Genomic DNA, 18,963 nt, shown 5'->3' with positions numbered 1-18,963 from the left:
CCGGAGGCACCCACCACACTCGTTCCAGGAGCCAGCACGTACACGCCGAGGGCACCAAAGATGATAGAGCCCAGGTACACCACAAGGAACTTCCAGCGCCCTATCATGCGTTCGAGGGACACACCGTAGATGAAGAGGTTAATCATGTTCCACACCAGGTGCATCGGGTCGTTCTGCATGTGCAGAAAACCGTAGCTGATGATGCGGTAGTACTCGCCGTGCTGGACGTAGGGCCACCAGATGTTGCCATGCCTAACCACCCATTCGTTGGGAATGATCTGTTGCAGCCCGTACATCACGACGTTAATCAGCATGAGGGTGTACGTAATATGCCAGTGACGGGCCAGGAACGAGCCTTTCGCCTTCGAACCCTGTGCTTTCGAGCTGCCGCCCGTGAGGTCGCGGTAGCAGTCGGGGCAGACCGTACCGGCTCCCTGGTTCATCTGACATTCACCGCAGATGGCCCGGTTGCATCGTCCGCACCGGGCGTAGCTGACGCGGTCGGGGTGGTTGACGCAGACGGTGGGGGTCTGCCCGTAGCCTGCGTAGTTGGGAAAGTTCTCCACTGAACCTCCAGGGGTTGTGTGCCGGATCAACCGGGGTGGTGTGCGGGGGCGGTGGGCATATAAGCGCAGGGGCCCACCGGAAGAATCCTGGCGGGCCCCTGAACTATATGTGTTTTATCAACACACCAGAACGCTCCACGAGCCTTCTGAAGGGGTTTTAGAGCTTCTCGACGTCAATCGAGGAGATGACGACGTCCTTGACCGGGCGGTCCTGGAAGCCGGTCTCAACGCCCTCAATAGCGTCGACAACCTTCTTGGATGCCTCGTCAGCGACCTCACCGAAGATGGTGTGGCGGCCGTTCAGCCAGGGGGTCTCAACGGTGGTGATGAAGAACTGGGAACCGTTGGTGCCGGGGCCGGCGTTAGCCATTGCCAGCAGGTAGGGCTTGGAGAAGGAGAGCTCGGGGTGAATCTCATCCTTGAACTGGTAGCCGGGGCCACCAACGCCCATGCCCAGGGGGTCGCCACCCTGAATCATGAAGTCCTTGATGATGCGGTGGAACACGACATCCTTGTACAGGGGGGTGTTCATGATTTCACCGGTGCGGGGGTGCTTCCACTGGCGGGAACCGTCGGCCAGGCCGATGAAGTTCTCAACAGTCAGGGGTGCGTGGTTACCGAACAGGTTCACGACGATGTCACCGTAGTTGGTGTGGATAGTTGCCTTAGCAGTTGCATTAGTCATGGCTCTATTGTGGCACGGGCTGGCGCTCATTCGCCATACAACGTGTTTTTTCGCCCCGGGCGTACTGTCGGGCGGGCTTTTTAGGCCGGAATTGAATATCCTAAGAGGTGAACACTACGCGCGTCTCGGCGATTCTTACCGCCGCGACGCCCAACCGATGGAGGTCACCCCATGTTCTGCTGCAAGAAGCGTAAGGCCAGCAAGGCTGCTAAGGCCCAGGCTGTCGTCTCGTCCCTGGCTGCCGCTGAGTCCTCGCTTGAGGGCAAGGCCGCTGAGCTTTTCGCCGAGAAGCTGACCGGCAAGAAGAACGCCCTGAAGAAGGCCCGCAAGGCCACCGCAAAGACCGCTCGTGCCGCGGAGAAGGAGCTGGCACGCATCGAGCGCAACGGCGGTAAGCGCCCCCGCAAGGGTCTGGCTTTCCTGGGCCTGGTTGTGGCGCTGGGTGTCGCAGGCGCGGCCGCATACAACGCTGCTCGCCCCGTTGAGGATCCTTGGAAGAACGCCTAAACGTTCTTCCCGCCTCTAGCGCGTATCTAGCTTGAACGGCCGCTCTCCGGATGATTCTCCGGAGAGCGGCCGTTTTGCGTGCGTGGGATAAGCGTGGAGGCGCGGTCACGTGTGAAGCCGCCACCTTGCTTCCCCGTAGCGATATCCCGGATACGCGAAGAACCCCATGTCTTTCGACATGGGGTTCTCGGTTCAAAAATAAACCGGCAACGACCTACTCTCCCACACCCACAAAAGTGCAGTACCATCGGCGCGAAGAGTCTTAGCTTCTGGGTTCGGAATGGAGCCAGGCGTTTCCCTCTTGCTATAATCACCGGAAAGTGGAGGCGAGGGGACTCGAACCCCTAACCCTCTGCTTGCAAAGCAGATGCGCTACCAATTGCGCCACGCCCCCGTGGTGCCCTACCAGTCTATACCAGCGGTTCGGACATCACCAAATCCTCGCGGACATTTTTTTCGTAAGACCCATCACAGCATCGCTAAGCCTCCCCAAAGGGAAGCCGACGCGCTACGCCCCCGTGATGACCTCGCCGGGCACATTCGCCTCACGCTTGGACACCGCGTTCAGCGGCCCAGACTCTTCCTGCAGGTAGCGGCGAATGGCTTCCTTCAGCTTCTCTTTTGCCTGCTCGTCCTTCGATGAGGGGCTCTTAAACCCCAGCTTAAGGGCGTCATCCCGTCCGGCGGCTGGGTATTCCTGGCGGGCGTTCCACGTTAGCGCGAAAGTTGCGAGGGTGCTCAACTCAGCGGGCGTGACCGCCCTATCCAGAGCATCGGCCGCCACCGCCACGCGGGCCGGTTCTGCAACGCTCACAGCAATCTTCGTCTCGCCACCCGAGGGCACCTTCACCGCCTTAGAGATGGCAATCTGCGCGTAGAGCTGTATCTGCTTCACACGCTCTTCTGAGGTGCCCAGACTGCCCAGGGCGCGGAAGCGACGAACCACGTTGGCATACTCGCCCTCCTCGATGACCGCGGTTAGGCGTAGCTCGTCCGCCATGGCGATCCCCTGGGTATAGTCCGCGTTGGTTCCCAGCGCGGCTGATGCATTGAGGAGCTTGAGCCACTGCTCCCGGTCAAGGGTTGCCGAATCGTTCACACGCAGCGGGGCGACCGGAGTATTGGTGCGCTGACTACCCCCATGCGGGTCGTTAAACGGGTCTACACCGCCGTAGGTGACGCTCAGACGCTGTATTGAGCCGTAAACCGATAGTTGAGCCAGCGCCTCCGCAGCGGCCGGCAAATCCGCTTGTGCGGCTTCCGTGAGCGCTAGGGAACCCACCAGTCGGAGATTCTGCTCTTCGTTCCCCTTACCCACGTTAATACGCTCCAGCGATTCAATGCGCAGGTAACGGGTATCGATATTTTCGCGCACACGACGCTCGCGGCGAGCCAGCAACTTTTCTACGGAAACCGTGACGGCGGCATCCTCACCCAGAAGGCCGGTAGCGGCGATGCGCGGTGCCGTAGCGATAAGACCACCCGCCAGGATGACGCCACCGGTCAGCAGCAGGGAACGTCGGGGAACCACCAGGTCGCGCCCACGCCGCTTTGCGGCGTCTCCTACGGCCGCGAAGCGGCCTCGCGCGCCGGTAGATTTGTCCGATTGACGAGATTCGGGAATCTGCGAAGAAGACATCGAGCCTCCGGGGATGAGCGACGGTCGAGGACCGCACAGAGTGAGAGATAGCGGAGTAAGAATACACCGATGGGGCATCAAGGTGGCGGAGCTTAGAGCGAGAGCCTGGACATAGAAGAGGCCTACCGGACGAATTATTCGCCCGGTAGGCCTCTTGGTTGTCTATTCAGCCAACCCTCGAATTTTTAGTCATCCGACTCAGCGATCTGCGGTGATGCGACGTTTGCCGACTCGGCGGCCAGCTCCGCAATACGAATCTCACCGGTCGTCGGGTCCTCGTACGGCACATACTCCGTACGACCGGCGGGCTCGGCATCCTCGTTCACATGGTTTTCTGCAATCAGGAAGCCGTGTGCACCCAGAATTTTAGCTACTCGGTCGATGTCCTGCGGGGTCGGGGTATGGTCGACCACGCGACGAATGTACTCGTTGATTCGCTGGTCACTCACGTATGCCTCACCACGAGCAGCGCGGGACTGCATAAGCTGGCGGACCACTTCCTGCAGCTGTTCATCCGTCAGACGCATCTTCAGGATGGCCATCACGGCTGCACGGTCCTGAACGGGGACGTCCTTGGGATACCCAACGCTCAGCCAGTCGATTACTCGAGAGATGATGCCCTTATCAGGCATTGAGCCCCTCCTTCGATACTGTCATCATCATATTCACTGTGTGTTTCACGGTTCTAGTGACCTCCACCGGTGACGCCGAAAATATTCCAGCCGAACGTGTGGTGAATAAAGTCCTTAGCAACCCAGAGAATGGCGATGATTACGATTGCTACGATGATAGCAAAAACAATCCCGGCGGCAATCTTAGCCACCGTGCTCGGCGGCTCAATCTCCACCAGCTGACCATCCGCCGTGTACTCGGTACGGCCCGCCATGAGGCGGAGGCCGAGCGCATACAGCGCCGGAAGACCCGCACCGAAGAAGAGACCGGCCATGAGCACCGGAATAATCTTGTTTACGATCTCCAACAGATATGCCATGGCTTACGAACCTGCCTTCTCAGTAGCAAGAGTCTGGTCTGCGGATGCCTCAGCGCTGGTGACTGCAGCGCCTTCCTTTTCATCCCAGTCGCCAGTCACGTTCGAAGCGTCAATGTTGTCCTTCTGGGAGTGACGCCACATCAGGAAGCAGAAGATAACCAGCAGAGCAAACACGGTCATTTCGCCAATGAACTGGGTGCCGGTCAGAGCATTCAAGCCGTGACCAATCAGCCAGGTTAGAGCACCCACAATCGCGGCAGCCGGCAGGGTAATCAGCCAGGCGACCACCATACGACCCGCTACGGACCAGCGTACCTCGGCACCCTTACGGCCCAGGCCACTACCCAGAATCGAGCCGGACGCCACGTGAGTGGTCGACAGAGCCATACCGAAGTGGGAAGAGGTCAGAATAATCGCGGCGGAGGCACCGTCGGCAGCCACACCCTGCGGGGTGTCCACCTCAACGATGCCCTTACCGAGGGTGCGAATGATGCGCCAGCCGCCCAGGTAGGTTCCCAGGGCGATAGCGAGCGCGCAGGCGGCCTTGACCCACAGGGGGATGGCGTCGTCGCTGTTAAGAGAACCTGAAGCCACCAGAGCCAAGAAAATCACGCCCATGGTCTTCTGCGCATCGTTCGTACCATGCGCCAGAGACATCAGGGATGCGGTAGCCACCTGGCCCTTGCGGAAGCCGCTGTGCTTGCGCTCATCGGCCACCGGGGCAGCAATGCGGTACACCAGCCAGGTGCCGGTTGCCGACACGATTGCGGCAATGACGGGGGAGAGGACCGCGGGAACAATAATCTTGGAAAGCACGCCCATCCACTGCACGCCGTCGAAGCCGATGGCTACCAGCGCAGAACCAATCAGGCCACCAAACAGTGCGTGCGACGAAGAGGAGGGCAGGCCCAGCAGCCAGGTCAGCACGTTCCAGAGGATGCCGCCCACCAGGCCGGTAAAGACGATGAGCATCAGTGCGGGGCCGTCCGAGGTTACGTCGATACGATCCAGGTTCACGATGCCACTACCGACCGAGCGTGCCACCTCAACAGAGAGGAAGGCACCCACCAGGTTCAGGGATGCGGAGAGAGCCACGGCTGTCTTCGGCTTCAACGCGCCGGTAGCGATGGACGTAGCCATCGCGTTGCCGGTGTCGTGAAAGCCGTTCGTAAAGTCGAATGCGAGCGCGGTCAGCACCACGATCACGAGAATAATGAGTTCTGTAGTCACAAGAGAATTATCTGTCGCTTCCCCAAAAATCGAAAGTATTCGGTTTTAACACGAAATAACACGCAAACCCACACGATTAGGTGCGTGTTTCGTGGGGTTGTTCGTCCATCATCTCGAGAAACCCGCTACCACTAGGCAAAAAGGGTGCACCCACCAGAATCATTAAGTTGTTTTATGTGGATTCTTCACTAAACCGGGGCAGTAGCCGACATACTACACACTGAACGCTGAGGTGAGTTCATCTAGTGTTCACCTTCAGGAAGTTCCCAGATTTCTATTTGTGATGCGCATCTATTACCCACCTCGCATTGAGTACCCCGTTATGCATTTACTGCAAATTCCCCAGCAGCCCACCGCAAAAGCCCTAAACCGAGTGCCCCGAGGAGGGGTACAGCATATATAACAAAAGACCCCGCATCTCTCGATACGGGGTCTTTCTCAAAAATAAACCGGCAACGACCTACTCTCCCACACCCACAAAAGTGCAGTACCATCGGCGCGAAGAGTCTTAGCTTCTGGGTTCGGAATGGAGCCAGGCGTTTCCCTCTTGCTATAATCACCGGAAAGTGGAGGCGAGGGGACTCGAACCCCTAACCCTCTGCTTGCAAAGCAGATGCGCTACCAATTGCGCCACGCCCCCGCTTCAGCGGAAACCACTGTTTAGTTATTTCCAGGCCTTGATAACCTCGTTGTTCTGACACTTTATTAGTGTCATCACAACAACACTCGAAAGAGCGATAATCAGAAAAACTTTCTTCATCTCTACCTTTCACAGTGCGGAGTGGGCGTACCAAGAATCGAACTTGGGACCTCTTCGTTATCAGCGAAGCGCTCTAACCGTCTGAGCTATACGCCCTCCCTCTGCGGAATTTCTTCCGTAGAACGAGATATAACTATACAGGCGTTTAGAGGGAACGCCAAATCAAAATGATATGTTATGCATCACATATGCGTGAAGGGGTTCAGCATCAAGATAGGACACACCACCAAAGCCCCCGCAGAACCCAGAAAAGATAGCGCGAAAAAGGGCGGCACCGCCTCCGCACGGAGACGATACCGCCCAATTCAAACTCATAGTCGAGCGCTCTTAAGACTCGTCACTCAGAGTCAGGGTCACGCCACCCACCAGCTTTGCAGCCAGGTTGTACAGGATAGCAGCAATCATACCCAGCAGGGTGAAGACCACGGTGTTCACCACAGCAAAAATCGTGGTTACCAGAGCCACCTGCCCCAGCGAAATCATCTGCGAGATATCCACGGTGGTCGAACCGGTACCCAGCGAGCTAATCAGCTGGTTTACACCGGTAAAGGCACCCGAAGCCTGCAGGAACAGCCACAGAATCACCGAGGCCACGACGGTCACGATACCCAGAGCAATCGACAGCAGGAAGATCAGCTTTGCTACCGACCAGGTATCGACCTTCTGCACCACCAGGCGCGCGCGACGAATCTTCGAACGAGGCGCGGGGCGCACCAGCTGGCGACGCGAACCCGTCGGACGCTTAGCATTCACCGGGCGCTTGCCGGCAGGACGCTTAGCGGCTCCGGGACGGGCCTGACCTGAACGTGCCTGAGCCGGGCGGCGGGCACCGGACTTAGGGGCCCCCTTCTTTGACGCACCAGCTGCTGCCGAACGCTGCGCTGACGCGGAAGAGGAGCTCGCGGGAGTGCTGCTCATTAGTTACCTCCAGTAGCGGTGAGGTCGGCAGCCGCCGCTTCACCCTCGTTATCCGTGCCGGGAGCCGCAGAAGTATCGTCTGCCGCCTCGGCATTCTCAGTGTTTTCATCATCGCTGTCGTCCAGCTGACGATCCTGGTTACGGGCTACACCGATAATCGAATCGCCCTCACCGGGCTTTGCGAAGATAACACCCATGGTATCGCGTCCCTTCGCGGGAACCTCATTCACATTCGAACGAACAACCTTGCCGCTGGACATCACGACCAGGACCTCGTCCTCTTCGTCCACGATGAGGCCACCCACCAGGGCGCCACGATCCTCCACAAGCTTAGCAACCTTAATGCCAAAACCGTTACGACCCTGAACGCGATATTCATCCACGCTCGTGCGCTTCGCGTAGCCACCCTCGGTCACCACGAAGACGTAGGAGCCCTCGGTGACCACGTTGGCAGAAATCAGCTCGTCACCATCGCGGAACTTCATACCGGTCACACCGGAAGTCGAGCGACCCATGGGGCGCAACGAAGCGTCATCCGCGTGGAAGCGCAGGGACATACCGTTACGAGAAACCAGCAGGATGTCATCGGCAGCCGAAACGGTGAAGGCCGAAACAACCTCGTCACCCTCGCGCAGGTTGATGGCGATCAGGCCCGCGGTACGGTTCGTGTCGTAATCGCTCAGGCGGCTCTTCTTCACCATGCCGCCACGGGTTGCCAGCACCAGGTACTCAGCGTCCTCGTAGCTCTTGAGCTCCATCACCTGGGCGATATGCTCGCCACCCTGGAACTCCAGCAGGTTCGCAATGTGCTGACCCTTCGCGTCGCGGCCGGCTTCCTGCAACTCGTAGCCCTTCGCGCGGTACACGCGGCCCAGGTTCGTGAAGAACAGAATCCAGCTGTGCGTGGTAGTCACGAAGAAGTGCTCCACCACGTCATCGCCACGCAGGGAGGCGCCCTTAATGCCCTTACCGCCGCGGTGCTGGCTACGGTACTGATCACTGCGGGTGCGCTTGATGTAGCCGCCGCGAGTAATCGTCACCACGACCTCCTCCTCGGGGATGAGGTCTTCCATCGACATGTCGCCGTTGTAGCCGTACATGATCTGGGTGCGACGGTCATCGCCGTAGCGGTTCACAATCTCGCCCAGCTCCTCAGAGATAATCTCGCGCTGGCGAGTCTCGGAAGCAATAATCGCGTTGTACTCGGCGATCATGCGCATCAGCTCGTCGTGGCGGTCCTGAATCTTCTGGCGCTCCAGAGCGGCCAGGCGACGCAGCTGCATGTTCAGGATGGCCTGAGCCTGAGCCTCGTCAATCTGCAGGAACTCCATCAGAGCGGTGCGCGCCTCGTCCGCGGTGGGGGAGCGGCGAATCAGGGCGATAACCTCGTCCAGAGCATCCAGGGCCTTGAGCAGGCCGCGCAGGATGTGCGCCTCTTCCTCCGCCTGGCGCAGACGGTAGCGGGTACGGCGGACGATAACATCCAGCTGGTGGTTGACCCAGTGGCGCACGAAAGCGTCCAGGGACAGGGTGCGGGGCACGCCGTCCACGATGGCCAGCATGTTCGCGGAGAAGTTCTCCTGCAGCTGGGTGTGCTTGTACAGGTTGTTCAGCACGACCTTCGGGGAAGCATCACGCTTGAGCACAATCACCAGGCGCTGACCGGTACGACCCGAAGTCTCGTCGCGCAGGTCGGCGATACCGGTGACCTTGCCGTCCTTGATGAGCTCAGCAATCTTAATCGCCAGGTTATCCGGGTTCGCCTGGTACGGCAGCTCGGTCACCACCAGGCAGGTACGACCGTGGATTTCCTCCACGTTGACCACGGCACGCATGGTAATCGAACCACGGCCGGTGCGGTACGCATCCTCAATACCCTTGGTGCCCAGAATCTGCGCACCGGTCGGGAAATCCGGGCCCTTGATGCGAGCCATCAGAGCGTTCAGCAGCTCTTCGTTGGTGGCGTGCGGGTTCTTCAGGAACCACTCTACGCCCTCGGCCACCTCGCGTAGGTTGTGCGGGGGAATGTTGGTCGCCATACCCACGGCGATACCCGAGGAGCCGTTAATCAGCAGGTTCGGGATGCGCGCGGGCAGAACGGTCGGCTCGAGAGACTTTCCGTCGTAGTTCGGCTGGAAATCAACGGTGTCCTCGTTGATGTCGCGCACCATCTCCAGGGCGATGGGGGCCATCTTCGTCTCGGTGTATCGGGGAGCCGCTGCGCCATCGTTACCGGGGGAGCCGAAGTTGCCCTGTCCCAATGCCAGCGGGTAGCGCATAATCCAGCTCTGAATCAGACGCACGAGGGTGTTGTAGATGGCGCTATCGCCGTGGGGGTGGAACTGACCCATGACGTCGCCGACCACGCGGGCGCACTTGTTGAAGGCGCGGTCCGGGCGGTAACCGCCGTCGTACATTGCGTAGATGACGCGACGGTGCACGGGCTTGAGGCCGTCACGGACATCCGGCAGGGCACGACCGATGATGACGGCCATCGCGTAGTCCAGGTAGGAGCGCTGCATTTCGGTTTGCAGGTCCACCTGTTCAATGTGGCCGTGGTGGTCCACGATCTCGGCGTCACCGGTGCTGACAACGTCAGCTCCGGTCACTTCGTTCTGCTGTTCTTCGCTCATTATTTCCCTCAATAAATCACTCGGTTATATAACCCATCTCGCATATTCCTTAGGCGGAATATGTCGTGCGGGTTAGATATCGAGGAATCGGATGTCCTTTGCGTTCTGCTGGATAAACTCGCGGCGAGCCTCAACGTCCTCGCCCATCAGCACCGAGAAGATCTGATCCGCGGCGGCCGCGTCCTCCATCTTCACCTGCAGCAGGGTACGGCGCGCCGGATCCATGGTGGTGTCCCACAGCTCGGTGTAGTCCATCTCGCCCAGACCCTTGTAACGCTGAATACCGTTATCCTTGGGCAGACGCTGGTTATTCGCCAAACCACGTGCCAGAGCCTCGTCGCGCTCTGCATCGGAGTAAACGTAATCGTGCGGAGCGTTAGACCACTTGATGCGGTACAGCGGCGGCTGAGCCAGGTACACGTAACCGGCCTCAATCAGCGGACGCATGAAGCGGAAGAGCAGGGTCAGCAACAGGGTCGTGATGTGCTGGCCGTCCACGTCCGCATCGGCCATGAGCACGATCTTGTGGTAGCGAGCCTTTTCGATGTTGAAGTCGTCGCCAATACCGGTACCGAAGGCGGTAATCATCGCCTGAATTTCGGCGTTCGACAGGGCGCGGTCCAGGCGAGCGCGCTCAACGTTCAGGATCTTACCGCGCAGCGGCAGAATAGCCTGAGTGTTCGGGTTACGACCCTGAACTGCCGAACCACCCGCGGAGTCACCCTCCACCAGGTAAATCTCAGAGATCGACGGGTCCTTCGAGGAACAGTCCTTGAGCTTACCGGGCATGGAGCTGGTCTCCAGCAGGCCCTTGCGGCGGGTCGTCTCACGGGCCTTGCGGGCGGCGATACGCGCCTGGGCGGCGGTAATCGCGCGACGCACGATGTCCTTGGCCACGGCGGGGTTACGGTCGAACCAGTCGCTCAGGTGATCGTTCACCTCGCGCTGGGTGAAGGACTTCGCCTCCGAGTTACCCAGCTTGGTCTTCGTCTGACCCTCGAACTGCGGCTCGGAAATCTTAATCGAGATGACCGCGGTCAGGCCCTCACGCACGTCTTCACCGGTGAGGTTATCGTCCTTATCGCGCAACAGCTTGTTGTCGCGAGCGTAACGGTTCACCAGGGAGGTCAGCGCGGCACGGAAACCCTCTTCATGGGTGCCGCCCTCGTGGGTGTTGATCGTGTTTGCGTAGGAGTAGACGGATTCCTTGTACGCACCGGTCCACTGCATGGCCACTTCCAGGCTCATGTTACGGTCAGAGTCCTCGGATTCGAAGGAGACAATCTCTTCGTTCACGATGGTCTTCGCGCCGGCGTTCAGGAAGTGCACGTAGTCAAACAGGCCGTTGTCGTAACGGTAAGTGACGGTCATGAAACCGTCAGCGTTCGCACGCACGCGGTTGAGAGTGTTTTCCTTCTCCTCTTCGGCAACCTCGTCACCGGTGAACTTCTCGCGCTCATCGGTCAGGGTGATGGTCAGGCCCTTATTCAGGAAGGCCATCTGCTGGAAGCGAGCGCGCAGGGTCTCAAAATCGAACTCGACAGTCTCGAAAATCTCGGAATCCGGATAGAAGGTCTGAATCGTGCCGGTCTTATCGGAGGGCTCGCCGCGACGCAGGGGACCGTCGGGCACGCCACCGTTGGAGAAGGAGATGTGCCACGCGTAGCCCTGGCGGTGCACCTCGGTAATCACGCGGGTCGAAAGGGCGTTCACCACGGAGATACCCACGCCGTGCAAACCACCGGAGACCGAGTAGCCGCCGCCGCCAAACTTACCGCCGGCGTGCAGCACGGTCATGACGACCTCGACGGTGGATTTGTGCTCGGTGGGGTGCTCATCCACGGGAATACCGCGGCCGTCATCCTTGACGCGCACCGCGCCATCGGCCTGGATGGTCACGTCGATTTCGGAGGCGTAACCGGCGAGCGCTTCGTCCACGGAGTTATCAACGACCTCGTAGACCAGGTGGTGCAGACCGCGCTCGGTGGTCGAGCCGATGTACATGCCGGGGCGTTTACGAACCGCCTCCAAGCCTTCCAGCACGGTGATGTCGGACGCACCGTATTCATGGGGCTGTTCAGGTGCCACGAGGGGAAACTCCTTGGGTAAGCCGGGCACCGGCAAGGAGCCGCGAACACTGCCGAGGGTAGCCTAGAACGCCTCGGCGCGGCGCGTGAAGCGCCTTCGGGGACTCGCGGTGCCGGCGGCGCCCGGGTGGGCGCACTTTACGCATTGTCCCTTTTATTTTACCGAGCAAGGGGGTATTAAAGCCATCCAGCGCGCCATTTTTTGGGCAATTCACCCATATTCCACCCCCTCAAACGCCCGTAATGGCCCCTGAGAGACGCTCAACCCCCTCCCCGGTGAGGGGGGATACACCTCGGTTATGCGGCCGGGATGCGGGCACTTCCGAGGTTTTGCTTCTTCAAGCGGTCCGGTTTCGAGGCAAAAATTCGTTCCGCACGCACCATCGACTCTCCTACCCGTAGGTATCGCGCACCCCGCGCATCCCGGAGGCGCGACGATACCCGCGCTGGCTCCAGCGGCCGTTGTTCGGACCCAGGATTCGTACCTGCGCCACCACGCTCTCGCCAAGCTCTCGGCGGAAGAGCTCGATAAGCTGCCCGTGCATCAGGCGCAGCTGAGTGGCCCAGGCGGTGGAGTCGCACTGCACCTGAACGATAGAGTTCTCGAAGCTGAGAGGTTTGGTGTGCGCGGCAATTTCGGGACCAACGAGTTCAGCCCAGCGGGCCAGCACGCTCGAGACGGCCACGGGCTCTTTCCAGCCTCGGGACCGAATCAGCGCGCTCACGATACCCCCGAGCGGCTTGGGATCGCGGGAGCTTTCACCGGGGCCGCTGTACCCGCCCATGACGCGGGGATCCCACCCCTGTGCGCGTTCGCGACGTTTCTTGGGGGCGGTTCCGGACATCGCGGCACCGAACTCGCGCATAATCTTTCGCGCCGAGAAAGCGTTGAGGGGCGCCTCGCCGCGTTCCTGGGCGGCCACGCGCATACGAGTCAGCAGGGCCGCGGGGGCGTCCACCTCGTCTCGGTAAAATTCACCGAAGCCATCGACCTCGCCGCCGGATGTTTCACGTGAAACAGCGCTGTTGAGCTCACGGGCGTCAGGGGCCGGGGAAGGCATCGGCAAGGAATCGCCGAAGGGTGCAGTGAGGGGGACGGAATCCTCTCCGGGACGGTTACTCATAATCCCCACCGGCAATAGGATTCTCAGCTAACGTTTCGCCGCTCTCCTTGGCGAGGGTCTCACCGGTGCTTCCTTCTGCGTTCCCGTCGCAAGCGCCGGGCGACGGTACGTACTCCGCGTGGCCGGGAGTTACAGACACCAAGCGGTATTCACCCAGCTCCTCCGGAATATCCGTGAGTACGGCGCACGTAATGAGCACCTGCTCCGCCGCGGCAACCATAGCGCCCAGGCGGTGGCGGCGCGCCGAGTCGAGCTCGGCGAAGACATCGTCAAGAATCAGGATGGGGGAGGCACCCGGCGAAGAATCGTCCTCCACATGAACAAACCACGAAGCCAACTTCAGGGCCAGGGCAAACGACCAGCTCTCACCGTGCGAGGCAAAATGCTTAACCGGAAGGCCGCCCAGCAGCAGGGTCACATCCTCACGGTGCGGCCCCACCAGCGTCACGCCGCGCTCAATTTCCTCGGCGCGACGCTCGGCGAAACCGCGCAGAAGCGCCTCCTTCAGGTCCTTAATGCTCATGAGGGCCGCGTGTTCGAGAGAGCGCTCACCCATGCTTGCGAAGACGGTGGACTCGTAGGTGAACCCCACGTCCTTAGAACCGTCCGTCAGCCCAGCGTAGGCGCGACGCAGCTGGGGGAGTAGGCGCTGCAGCAGACGGAAGCGCGCAGAGAGCAGTTGCGCCCCCATCAGGGCAAGCTGGTCATCCCACACTGCGAGGGTACTCAGCGCGTTCTCGTCGCGAGCGCGGCGCTGCATCGACTTGAGCAGCGAATTACGCTGCCGCAAAATCCGCTCGTACTCACTGCGGTACCCCGCCACCACGGGGCGCAGGGAGACGGCCAACTCATCCACAAATCGACGACGACCGGCGGGATCGCCCTTCACCAATTGCAGGTCCTCGGGGGAAAACAGCACCGTGCGAGCAATACCCAGAGCTTCCTTAGCGCGCACCGGGGCAGCCCGGTTAATGCGCACGCGATTCGCCTGACCGGGAGCCACCTCAAACTCGGTCACGGTCTGCTGCGAACCGCGCACAGTGCGGGTGCGGATGTAGGCTCGGGCGGCACCCACGCGCACCAGCGGACCGTCGTGGCTCACCCGGTGCGAAGAGAGGGCCGCCGCATACTCAATGGCCTCTACGATATTCGTTTTTCCCACGCCATTCGAGCCCAGAAAAACCGTCACCCCGGCCGATAGAGGCAGGTTGAGCAGCGCGTAGGTGCGGTAATCCAACAGCGAGATGTGGTCGATGTACACCGGACGGCTCCTTTCATGCGGTTCGGTTGGACGGTTCGGTCGAGGAGGGGATAGGCGCGGACGGGGAAAGCACAGCCCCGCGAGCCTTCCCTGGGCAGAGCCTCGGGAGGCGCGCGGGGCGGCAAGCTACTAGTTCGAGGGCAGACGCACCGGCATCAGCAGGTAGCGGTAGTTGCGGTCATCCTCAGCCAGCGGCTCGTCCTGGCCCGAAATCACGGCGGGCTTGGGCGCATCGGTGAAGGAGAAACGCACGAACTCGGTGCCGAACACCTTCAGACCGTCCAGCAGGTAGGAGGGGTTGTACGCCACGGTGATGTCGTCGCCGGAGAGGTGAGCCTGCAGGGTTTCGGAGGCCTGAGCCTCGTCGCCGCGGCCCGCATCGATGGCAACCGAACCCTGGGTGAACTTCAGGCGCAGCGGAGTGTTGCGCTCAGCCACGAGTGAGATACGGCGCGCTGCCTCGGTCAGGTCGGAGGTGCGAACCACCGCGTGGATGGGGGTCTGCTCGGGGAAGAGAGCACGGATGTTGGGGTAATCGCCGTCCATCAGAACGCTCGTGGTGCGGCGGGTACCGGCGGCAAAACCAATCAGTTCACCGGCGGCGGGCAGCGCAATGGAGAGCTCGCCGGAGCCGGAGAGAGTGCTACCGACCTCGGAAACGGTCTTGGCCTTTAGCAGAACAGCCGCCTGAACATCGGGGTTGACGGGGTTCCACTTGATTTCGCGCATGGCTAGACGGTAACGGTCGGTGGCGAGCAGGGTCATGGTGTCACCGTTGATCTCGACGCGAATACCGGTCAGCAGGGGCAGGGTCTCGTCCTTGGACACCGCAATCTGAACCTGCTTGACGGCTTCAGCAAATTCGGCGCCGTCGACGGTACCGGAAACTTCGGGCAGCTCGGGCAGCTCGGGGTAATCGGCCACGGGCATGCCGGCCAGCTGGAAGTTAGCGGAACGGCAGTGCAGACGAATCACGGACTCATCAGCGGTGAACTCGACCTCAGCATTCGGAAGAGAACGGCAGATTTCGGCCAGGATCTTACCGGGAACAAGACACACACCCTCGGCCTGAACATCGGCGGCGATAACCTGGCGGGCGCTGGTTTCGTGATCAAAGCTTGCGATGCTGACTTCACCGGCGGAGGCGGTAATCAGCAGACCGTTGAGCACGGGGGAGGTAGGACGCAAGGGCAGGGAGCGTGCCGTCCAGCCGACTGCTTCGGCGAGGACATCGCGTTCAACGGTGAATTTCATCGAGAAGGCGCCTTTCACGGTGGTAGAGGTTCGGTTTGTGGCGCACGTAAAGCTGAATTGCGAGAGAGCCGGAAGGTTTCGCCTGCTCTAGTGCGCGGTGCCCGTGCGCGCGCGTCTATCCATCCTACCGGAATCCAGACGAATTGTAATTACAGGGATTTGCGGTGAACACGGTCGGTCACCACGGTTACCAGCCTCGCATTTTTGTAATTACAAAGAACCGCGAAGGAATCCTTGGAAAGTATCGAAAATAGATTCGAAATTAGACATTCAAAAATGTGGGTTTCTCGCCAAAACCAACAGGGAGAATGAATCAAAGAAAGCACTTACTATCGCCTAGTGTTTCCTGAAATCACGACGGGCGAACGCCCTGAGTAGCTCAAAATGCATATCGAACTTCCCGACAGCTCGGGGCGAGGAAATGTTTCATGTTATGGGGAGGATTTTTTCTTTAAGTACAGTAGTATTATTAACGCTTGTGGAAACGGTGGAAAACCCCGCAGAACCCAGCAATGACGCGGAAGTGGCCTGTGGACATTAAGTGGAGGAATCCTCCCCGAACTGAGGATGCATTGTGTATGAATATTTATGCATTTACTCTCTTCCACACCTTTTGAATATTCATGCACTTAACGTCCACACGAGCGCCGGAGTTAAAGCACAGCTTATCCACACCCCATATTTCAGGGCCCAGTCAGCCGAAAATCATGGCCGAAAATAACCCTGCCCCTCTCAAACCACCCCGATACCCCCTATAAAACGCCTTGTCAGCAGCTTATAGGGGGTGTAGGTGGTTCCGTGGGCCTATCCGGCGGCGCGCTGTTCCTGGCGAATGAGGTTCGTCAGCTCGGTCACCTGATTGAAAATCGTCTGCCGCTCAGCCATCTGCGCGCTCACCTTACGCACCGCGTGCATCACGGTCGTGTGGTCGCGGCCGCCCAAATCATTACCGATACGCGGCAGGGACATCTCTGTCAGCTCACGGAGCAGATACATCGCCACCTGGCGGGCGTTCGTGAGCGTGCGGGTGCGAGACTTCGACTGCATATCCTCGATGGACACATCGAAATACTTTGCCACCGTCGAGAGCACCAGCGCCGAGGTAATCTCGGCACCGCCCGTATCCGACAGCAAATCCTTCAAATAGGTCTCAGCCTCGGCCAGGGTGATGGGCTCCGGAGGCTTCTTCATCGAGGCGGCGGCGCTCGCGCGAATCAGAGCGCCCTCCAACTCGCGAATATTGGCCGTGACATGGGAAGCAATGTATTCCATAACGTCATCGCGCACCGGCAAAATCTCGCTCTGAGCCTTCTTTCGCAGAATCGCGATGCGGGTCTCCAGCTCCGGAGGCTGCACATCCACGTTCAGACCCGACCCGAAGCGCGAACGCATCCGCTCGGCAAAGCCGGTCAGCTGCTTCGGCGGCAAATCCGAAGTAATCACAATCTGCTTCTGGTGGTTGTACAGCGCGTTGAAGGTATGGAAAAACTCCTCCATTGTCGCCTCTTTACCGGCCAGGAACTGAATATCGTCGATCAAAAGCACGTCAACGTTACGGTAAATCTGCTTAAACGACGAACCCTCGTCGTCGCGAATCGAGTTGATGAAATCGTTCGTGAACTCTTCAGAATTCACGTAGCGCACTCGCAGATTCGGGTAAAGGTACTTGGTGTAGTGGCCAATCGCGTGCAGCAGGTGGGTCTTGCCCAGGCCCGAACCGCCGTAGATGAAGAGCGGGTTGTACACGATGCCGGGCTGCTCTGCCACGGCGAAGGCGCTTGCATGAGCAAAGCGGTTGGACTGGCCGATCACGAAGGTATCGAAGGTGTAATTCGGGTTCAATCGAGCAGAGCTATCCCACGTCGGAGCGTTTTCCGGGTCTTCGTGCTGGGTCGCAACCGGCGCGGCCGGGGCCGGGGCGGGAGCCTCACTGTGCGCAGTGTGGAAAGCGGTTCGTTCTGCCTCGAGGGCCTGTAGCGAGGGGCGAGTCACCTGCTCATCCGCAGGGACGTGCGCCTCGGAATCCGGCGCCGGATGCGGCTCGGTGTAGTACTCGAAAGCTCGGGAGCCAACGGGGGCCTCACGGCGGGCGGGCTCGGCGTAGGGAGTTGCGCCGGAATAGCCAGAAGGCTCATCGGGAACCTGGTGAGCTGCGGCAATTGCGGGTTCGACGGGTGCGGTCTGTTCCGGCTCATTAACGTCCTGACTTGGGCTTTCAATGGGAACCATCGCCTCGTTCACATCGAAAAGCGCGGTGGTGGAGGGGCCGAACGCCTCGTGCAGTGCGGCGCGGAAAGGTGCTGTAATTTGCTCCTCAAACACGGCGCGGGTGAGCTTATTAGGCACCTCGATGATGAGGCGCGAAGATCCCATCAGACCCTGGGGGCGCGCAAGGTTCACGAATCCACGCTGGCGCGCCGTGACGTTCGGGTCGCTGCTCAGGATAGACAGCAGGTGCGCCCATCGCGCCTGAAGTGACTCGGTCATAGGGGTCTTTACCTCCGCTCAATCTGCCGCAGAAGACGTTGGCAGCTCAACAGAGCGCCAACGATGCCGGAACCTTCCGCAGGTCATTAAGATTCTACCCGCTTAATGCACAGGCATTTGGCGTTTTCCACAAGAGTTTTCCACACGGTGGAAAAGTTGTAATTACAGGAGTGGAAGGAGAGTGGAAAACGGTGGAGAATTCGCCGACTTCCCTGTAATTACAGGGGGTAGCGCGTTTGTGCGTGCCTGTGGATAAGCGCTGTGCAATGTGCTATCCGAGGAGGATATGCACCGCAGTGGATAGTCGCGATCCCGTGTTATCCCCAGGGGTGGGGATGGGGGGTGGTGACTCATGCGAGTGGAGCGTAGCGTGTTCCCTTCAGGGTTCCCCTCGGCCTCTCATAAACCCTCGATCGTCACCAACAGCTCTCCTCGATTCCGCACCCAGTCCCCATAAGGAGCCCGGAATCACGCGGAAAAAAGCGAAAAGAACTTGATTTACTCCCGCCACTCTTCTAAAGTTGTGCTGTTGTGTGTGCACCGCCTACCGCGAATAGTCGCGATACCTCCGTGCACCAAGAAGCGTACGGTTCCGACACCCCGTGAGGGCGAGAACCGCGAAAATCAAGGAGACAAAGTATGAGCAAGCGTACTTTCCAGCCGAACAACCGCCGTCGCGCCAAGAAGCACGGCTTCCGTCTGCGTATGCGTACCCGTGCAGGCCGCGCGATTCTGTCGAACCGCCGCGGTAAGGGCCGCGCAAAGCTCTCGGCCTAATCACGGCATATAGTTCGCCCGCCGATGCACACGCATCGGCGGGG

At 59.8% G+C, this 18,963-nt stretch carries 15 protein-coding genes, 3 tRNA genes and 2 rRNA genes; 2 read left to right on the top strand and 18 right to left on the bottom strand.

Annotation, left to right across the window (positions count from 1 at the left end; all coding sequences use genetic code 11):
* Together HMPREF2944_RS00110 and HMPREF2944_RS00105 are read right to left on the bottom strand one after the other, a co-directional pair.
* Positions 1–566: rhomboid family intramembrane serine protease (locus tag HMPREF2944_RS00110; protein WP_070679255.1), on the bottom strand; the 566-nt coding region annotated here is incomplete at its 3' end.
* 157 nt (positions 567–723) lie between these two features.
* A complete protein-coding gene (locus HMPREF2944_RS00105) occupies positions 724–1,251 on the bottom strand; it encodes a peptidylprolyl isomerase (RefSeq protein ID WP_049332259.1) in 528 nt (175 codons plus the stop codon).
* A 171-nt stretch (positions 1,252–1,422) separates the two neighbouring features.
* On the opposite strand from HMPREF2944_RS00105, the gene HMPREF2944_RS00100 reads away from it, so the two are divergent.
* Entirely contained in the window at positions 1,423–1,758 is a 336-nt protein-coding gene (locus HMPREF2944_RS00100) for a hypothetical protein (RefSeq protein ID WP_070679252.1), read from the top strand.
* Between the two features lie 201 nt (positions 1,759–1,959).
* On the opposite strand, the gene rrf (HMPREF2944_RS00095) is transcribed toward HMPREF2944_RS00100, so the two are convergent.
* The 16 genes from rrf (HMPREF2944_RS00095) to dnaA form a co-directional block, all read right to left on the bottom strand.
* Positions 1,960–2,076: ribosomal RNA gene (gene rrf / locus HMPREF2944_RS00095) — 5S ribosomal RNA — on the bottom strand.
* A 3-nt stretch (positions 2,077–2,079) separates the two neighbouring features.
* Positions 2,080–2,152 (bottom strand) — tRNA-Ala (locus tag HMPREF2944_RS00090).
* Positions 2,153–2,266: 114 nt separating this feature from the next.
* Positions 2,267–3,397, bottom strand: a complete 1,131-nt coding sequence (locus HMPREF2944_RS00085; RefSeq protein WP_141755703.1) for an acetamidase — start codon at positions 3,395–3,397, stop codon at positions 2,267–2,269.
* 185 nt (positions 3,398–3,582) lie between these two features.
* Positions 3,583–4,029: a DUF3349 domain-containing protein gene (locus HMPREF2944_RS00080; RefSeq protein ID WP_049332253.1), complete on the bottom strand. Its 447-nt coding sequence runs from the start codon at positions 4,027–4,029 to the stop codon at positions 3,583–3,585.
* Between the two features lie 53 nt (positions 4,030–4,082).
* On the bottom strand, positions 4,083–4,388 hold the full coding sequence (locus tag HMPREF2944_RS00075) for a hypothetical protein (RefSeq protein ID WP_049332249.1): 306 nt from the start codon (positions 4,386–4,388) through the stop codon (positions 4,083–4,085).
* A gap of 3 nt (positions 4,389–4,391) precedes the next feature.
* On the bottom strand, positions 4,392–5,618 hold the full coding sequence (locus HMPREF2944_RS00070; RefSeq protein ID WP_070679240.1) for an inorganic phosphate transporter: 1,227 nt from the start codon (positions 5,616–5,618) through the stop codon (positions 4,392–4,394).
* 447 nt (positions 5,619–6,065) lie between these two features.
* Positions 6,066–6,182 (bottom strand): 5S ribosomal RNA (gene rrf / locus HMPREF2944_RS00065).
* A gap of 3 nt (positions 6,183–6,185) precedes the next feature.
* Positions 6,186–6,258 (bottom strand) — tRNA-Ala (locus tag HMPREF2944_RS00060).
* Between the two features lie 142 nt (positions 6,259–6,400).
* A tRNA-Ile gene (locus tag HMPREF2944_RS00055) sits at positions 6,401–6,474 on the bottom strand.
* 231 nt (positions 6,475–6,705) lie between these two features.
* Complete coding sequence (locus tag HMPREF2944_RS00050; RefSeq protein ID WP_049332247.1) at positions 6,706–7,296, bottom strand: DUF3566 domain-containing protein; 591 nt, start codon at positions 7,294–7,296, stop codon at positions 6,706–6,708.
* On the bottom strand, positions 7,296–9,929 hold the full coding sequence (gene gyrA / locus HMPREF2944_RS00045) for a DNA gyrase subunit A (RefSeq protein ID WP_070679238.1): 2,634 nt from the start codon (positions 9,927–9,929) through the stop codon (positions 7,296–7,298). Before gyrA ends, HMPREF2944_RS00050 begins: the two co-directional genes overlap by 1 nt.
* Before the next feature lie 72 nt (positions 9,930–10,001).
* The gene (gene gyrB / locus HMPREF2944_RS00040) at positions 10,002–12,017 is read right to left on the bottom strand and encodes a DNA topoisomerase (ATP-hydrolyzing) subunit B (protein WP_141755702.1); all 2,016 of its coding nucleotides are present in this window, start codon (positions 12,015–12,017) and stop codon (positions 10,002–10,004) included.
* Positions 12,018–12,408: 391 nt separating this feature from the next.
* A complete protein-coding gene (locus tag HMPREF2944_RS00035) occupies positions 12,409–13,077 on the bottom strand; it encodes a DciA family protein (RefSeq protein WP_083313032.1) in 669 nt (222 codons plus the stop codon).
* Positions 13,078–13,132: 55 nt separating this feature from the next.
* Entirely contained in the window at positions 13,133–14,401 is a 1,269-nt protein-coding gene (gene recF / locus HMPREF2944_RS00030) for a DNA replication/repair protein RecF (protein WP_070679236.1), read from the bottom strand.
* A gap of 129 nt (positions 14,402–14,530) precedes the next feature.
* Positions 14,531–15,655: a DNA polymerase III subunit beta gene (dnaN, locus tag HMPREF2944_RS00025; protein WP_049332240.1), complete on the bottom strand. Its 1,125-nt coding sequence runs from the start codon at positions 15,653–15,655 to the stop codon at positions 14,531–14,533.
* A gap of 804 nt (positions 15,656–16,459) precedes the next feature.
* Positions 16,460–18,142: a chromosomal replication initiator protein DnaA gene (gene dnaA / locus HMPREF2944_RS00020; protein WP_070679233.1), complete on the bottom strand. Its 1,683-nt coding sequence runs from the start codon at positions 18,140–18,142 to the stop codon at positions 16,460–16,462.
* 639 nt (positions 18,143–18,781) lie between these two features.
* Here dnaA and rpmH point away from each other — a divergent pair.
* On the top strand, positions 18,782–18,919 hold the full coding sequence (gene rpmH / locus HMPREF2944_RS00015; protein WP_049332235.1) for a 50S ribosomal protein L34: 138 nt from the start codon (positions 18,782–18,784) through the stop codon (positions 18,917–18,919).
* Positions 18,920–18,963 lie beyond the last annotated feature (44 nt).

The sequence above is a fragment of the Rothia sp. HMSC072E10 genome (genome assembly GCF_001813965.1).
GTDB classification, from domain to species: Bacteria; Actinomycetota; Actinomycetes; order Actinomycetales; family Micrococcaceae; genus Rothia; species Rothia mucilaginosa_A.
The sequence above is the reverse complement of the archived record's forward strand: the minus strand, read 5'-3'. Positions and strand labels throughout refer to the sequence as shown.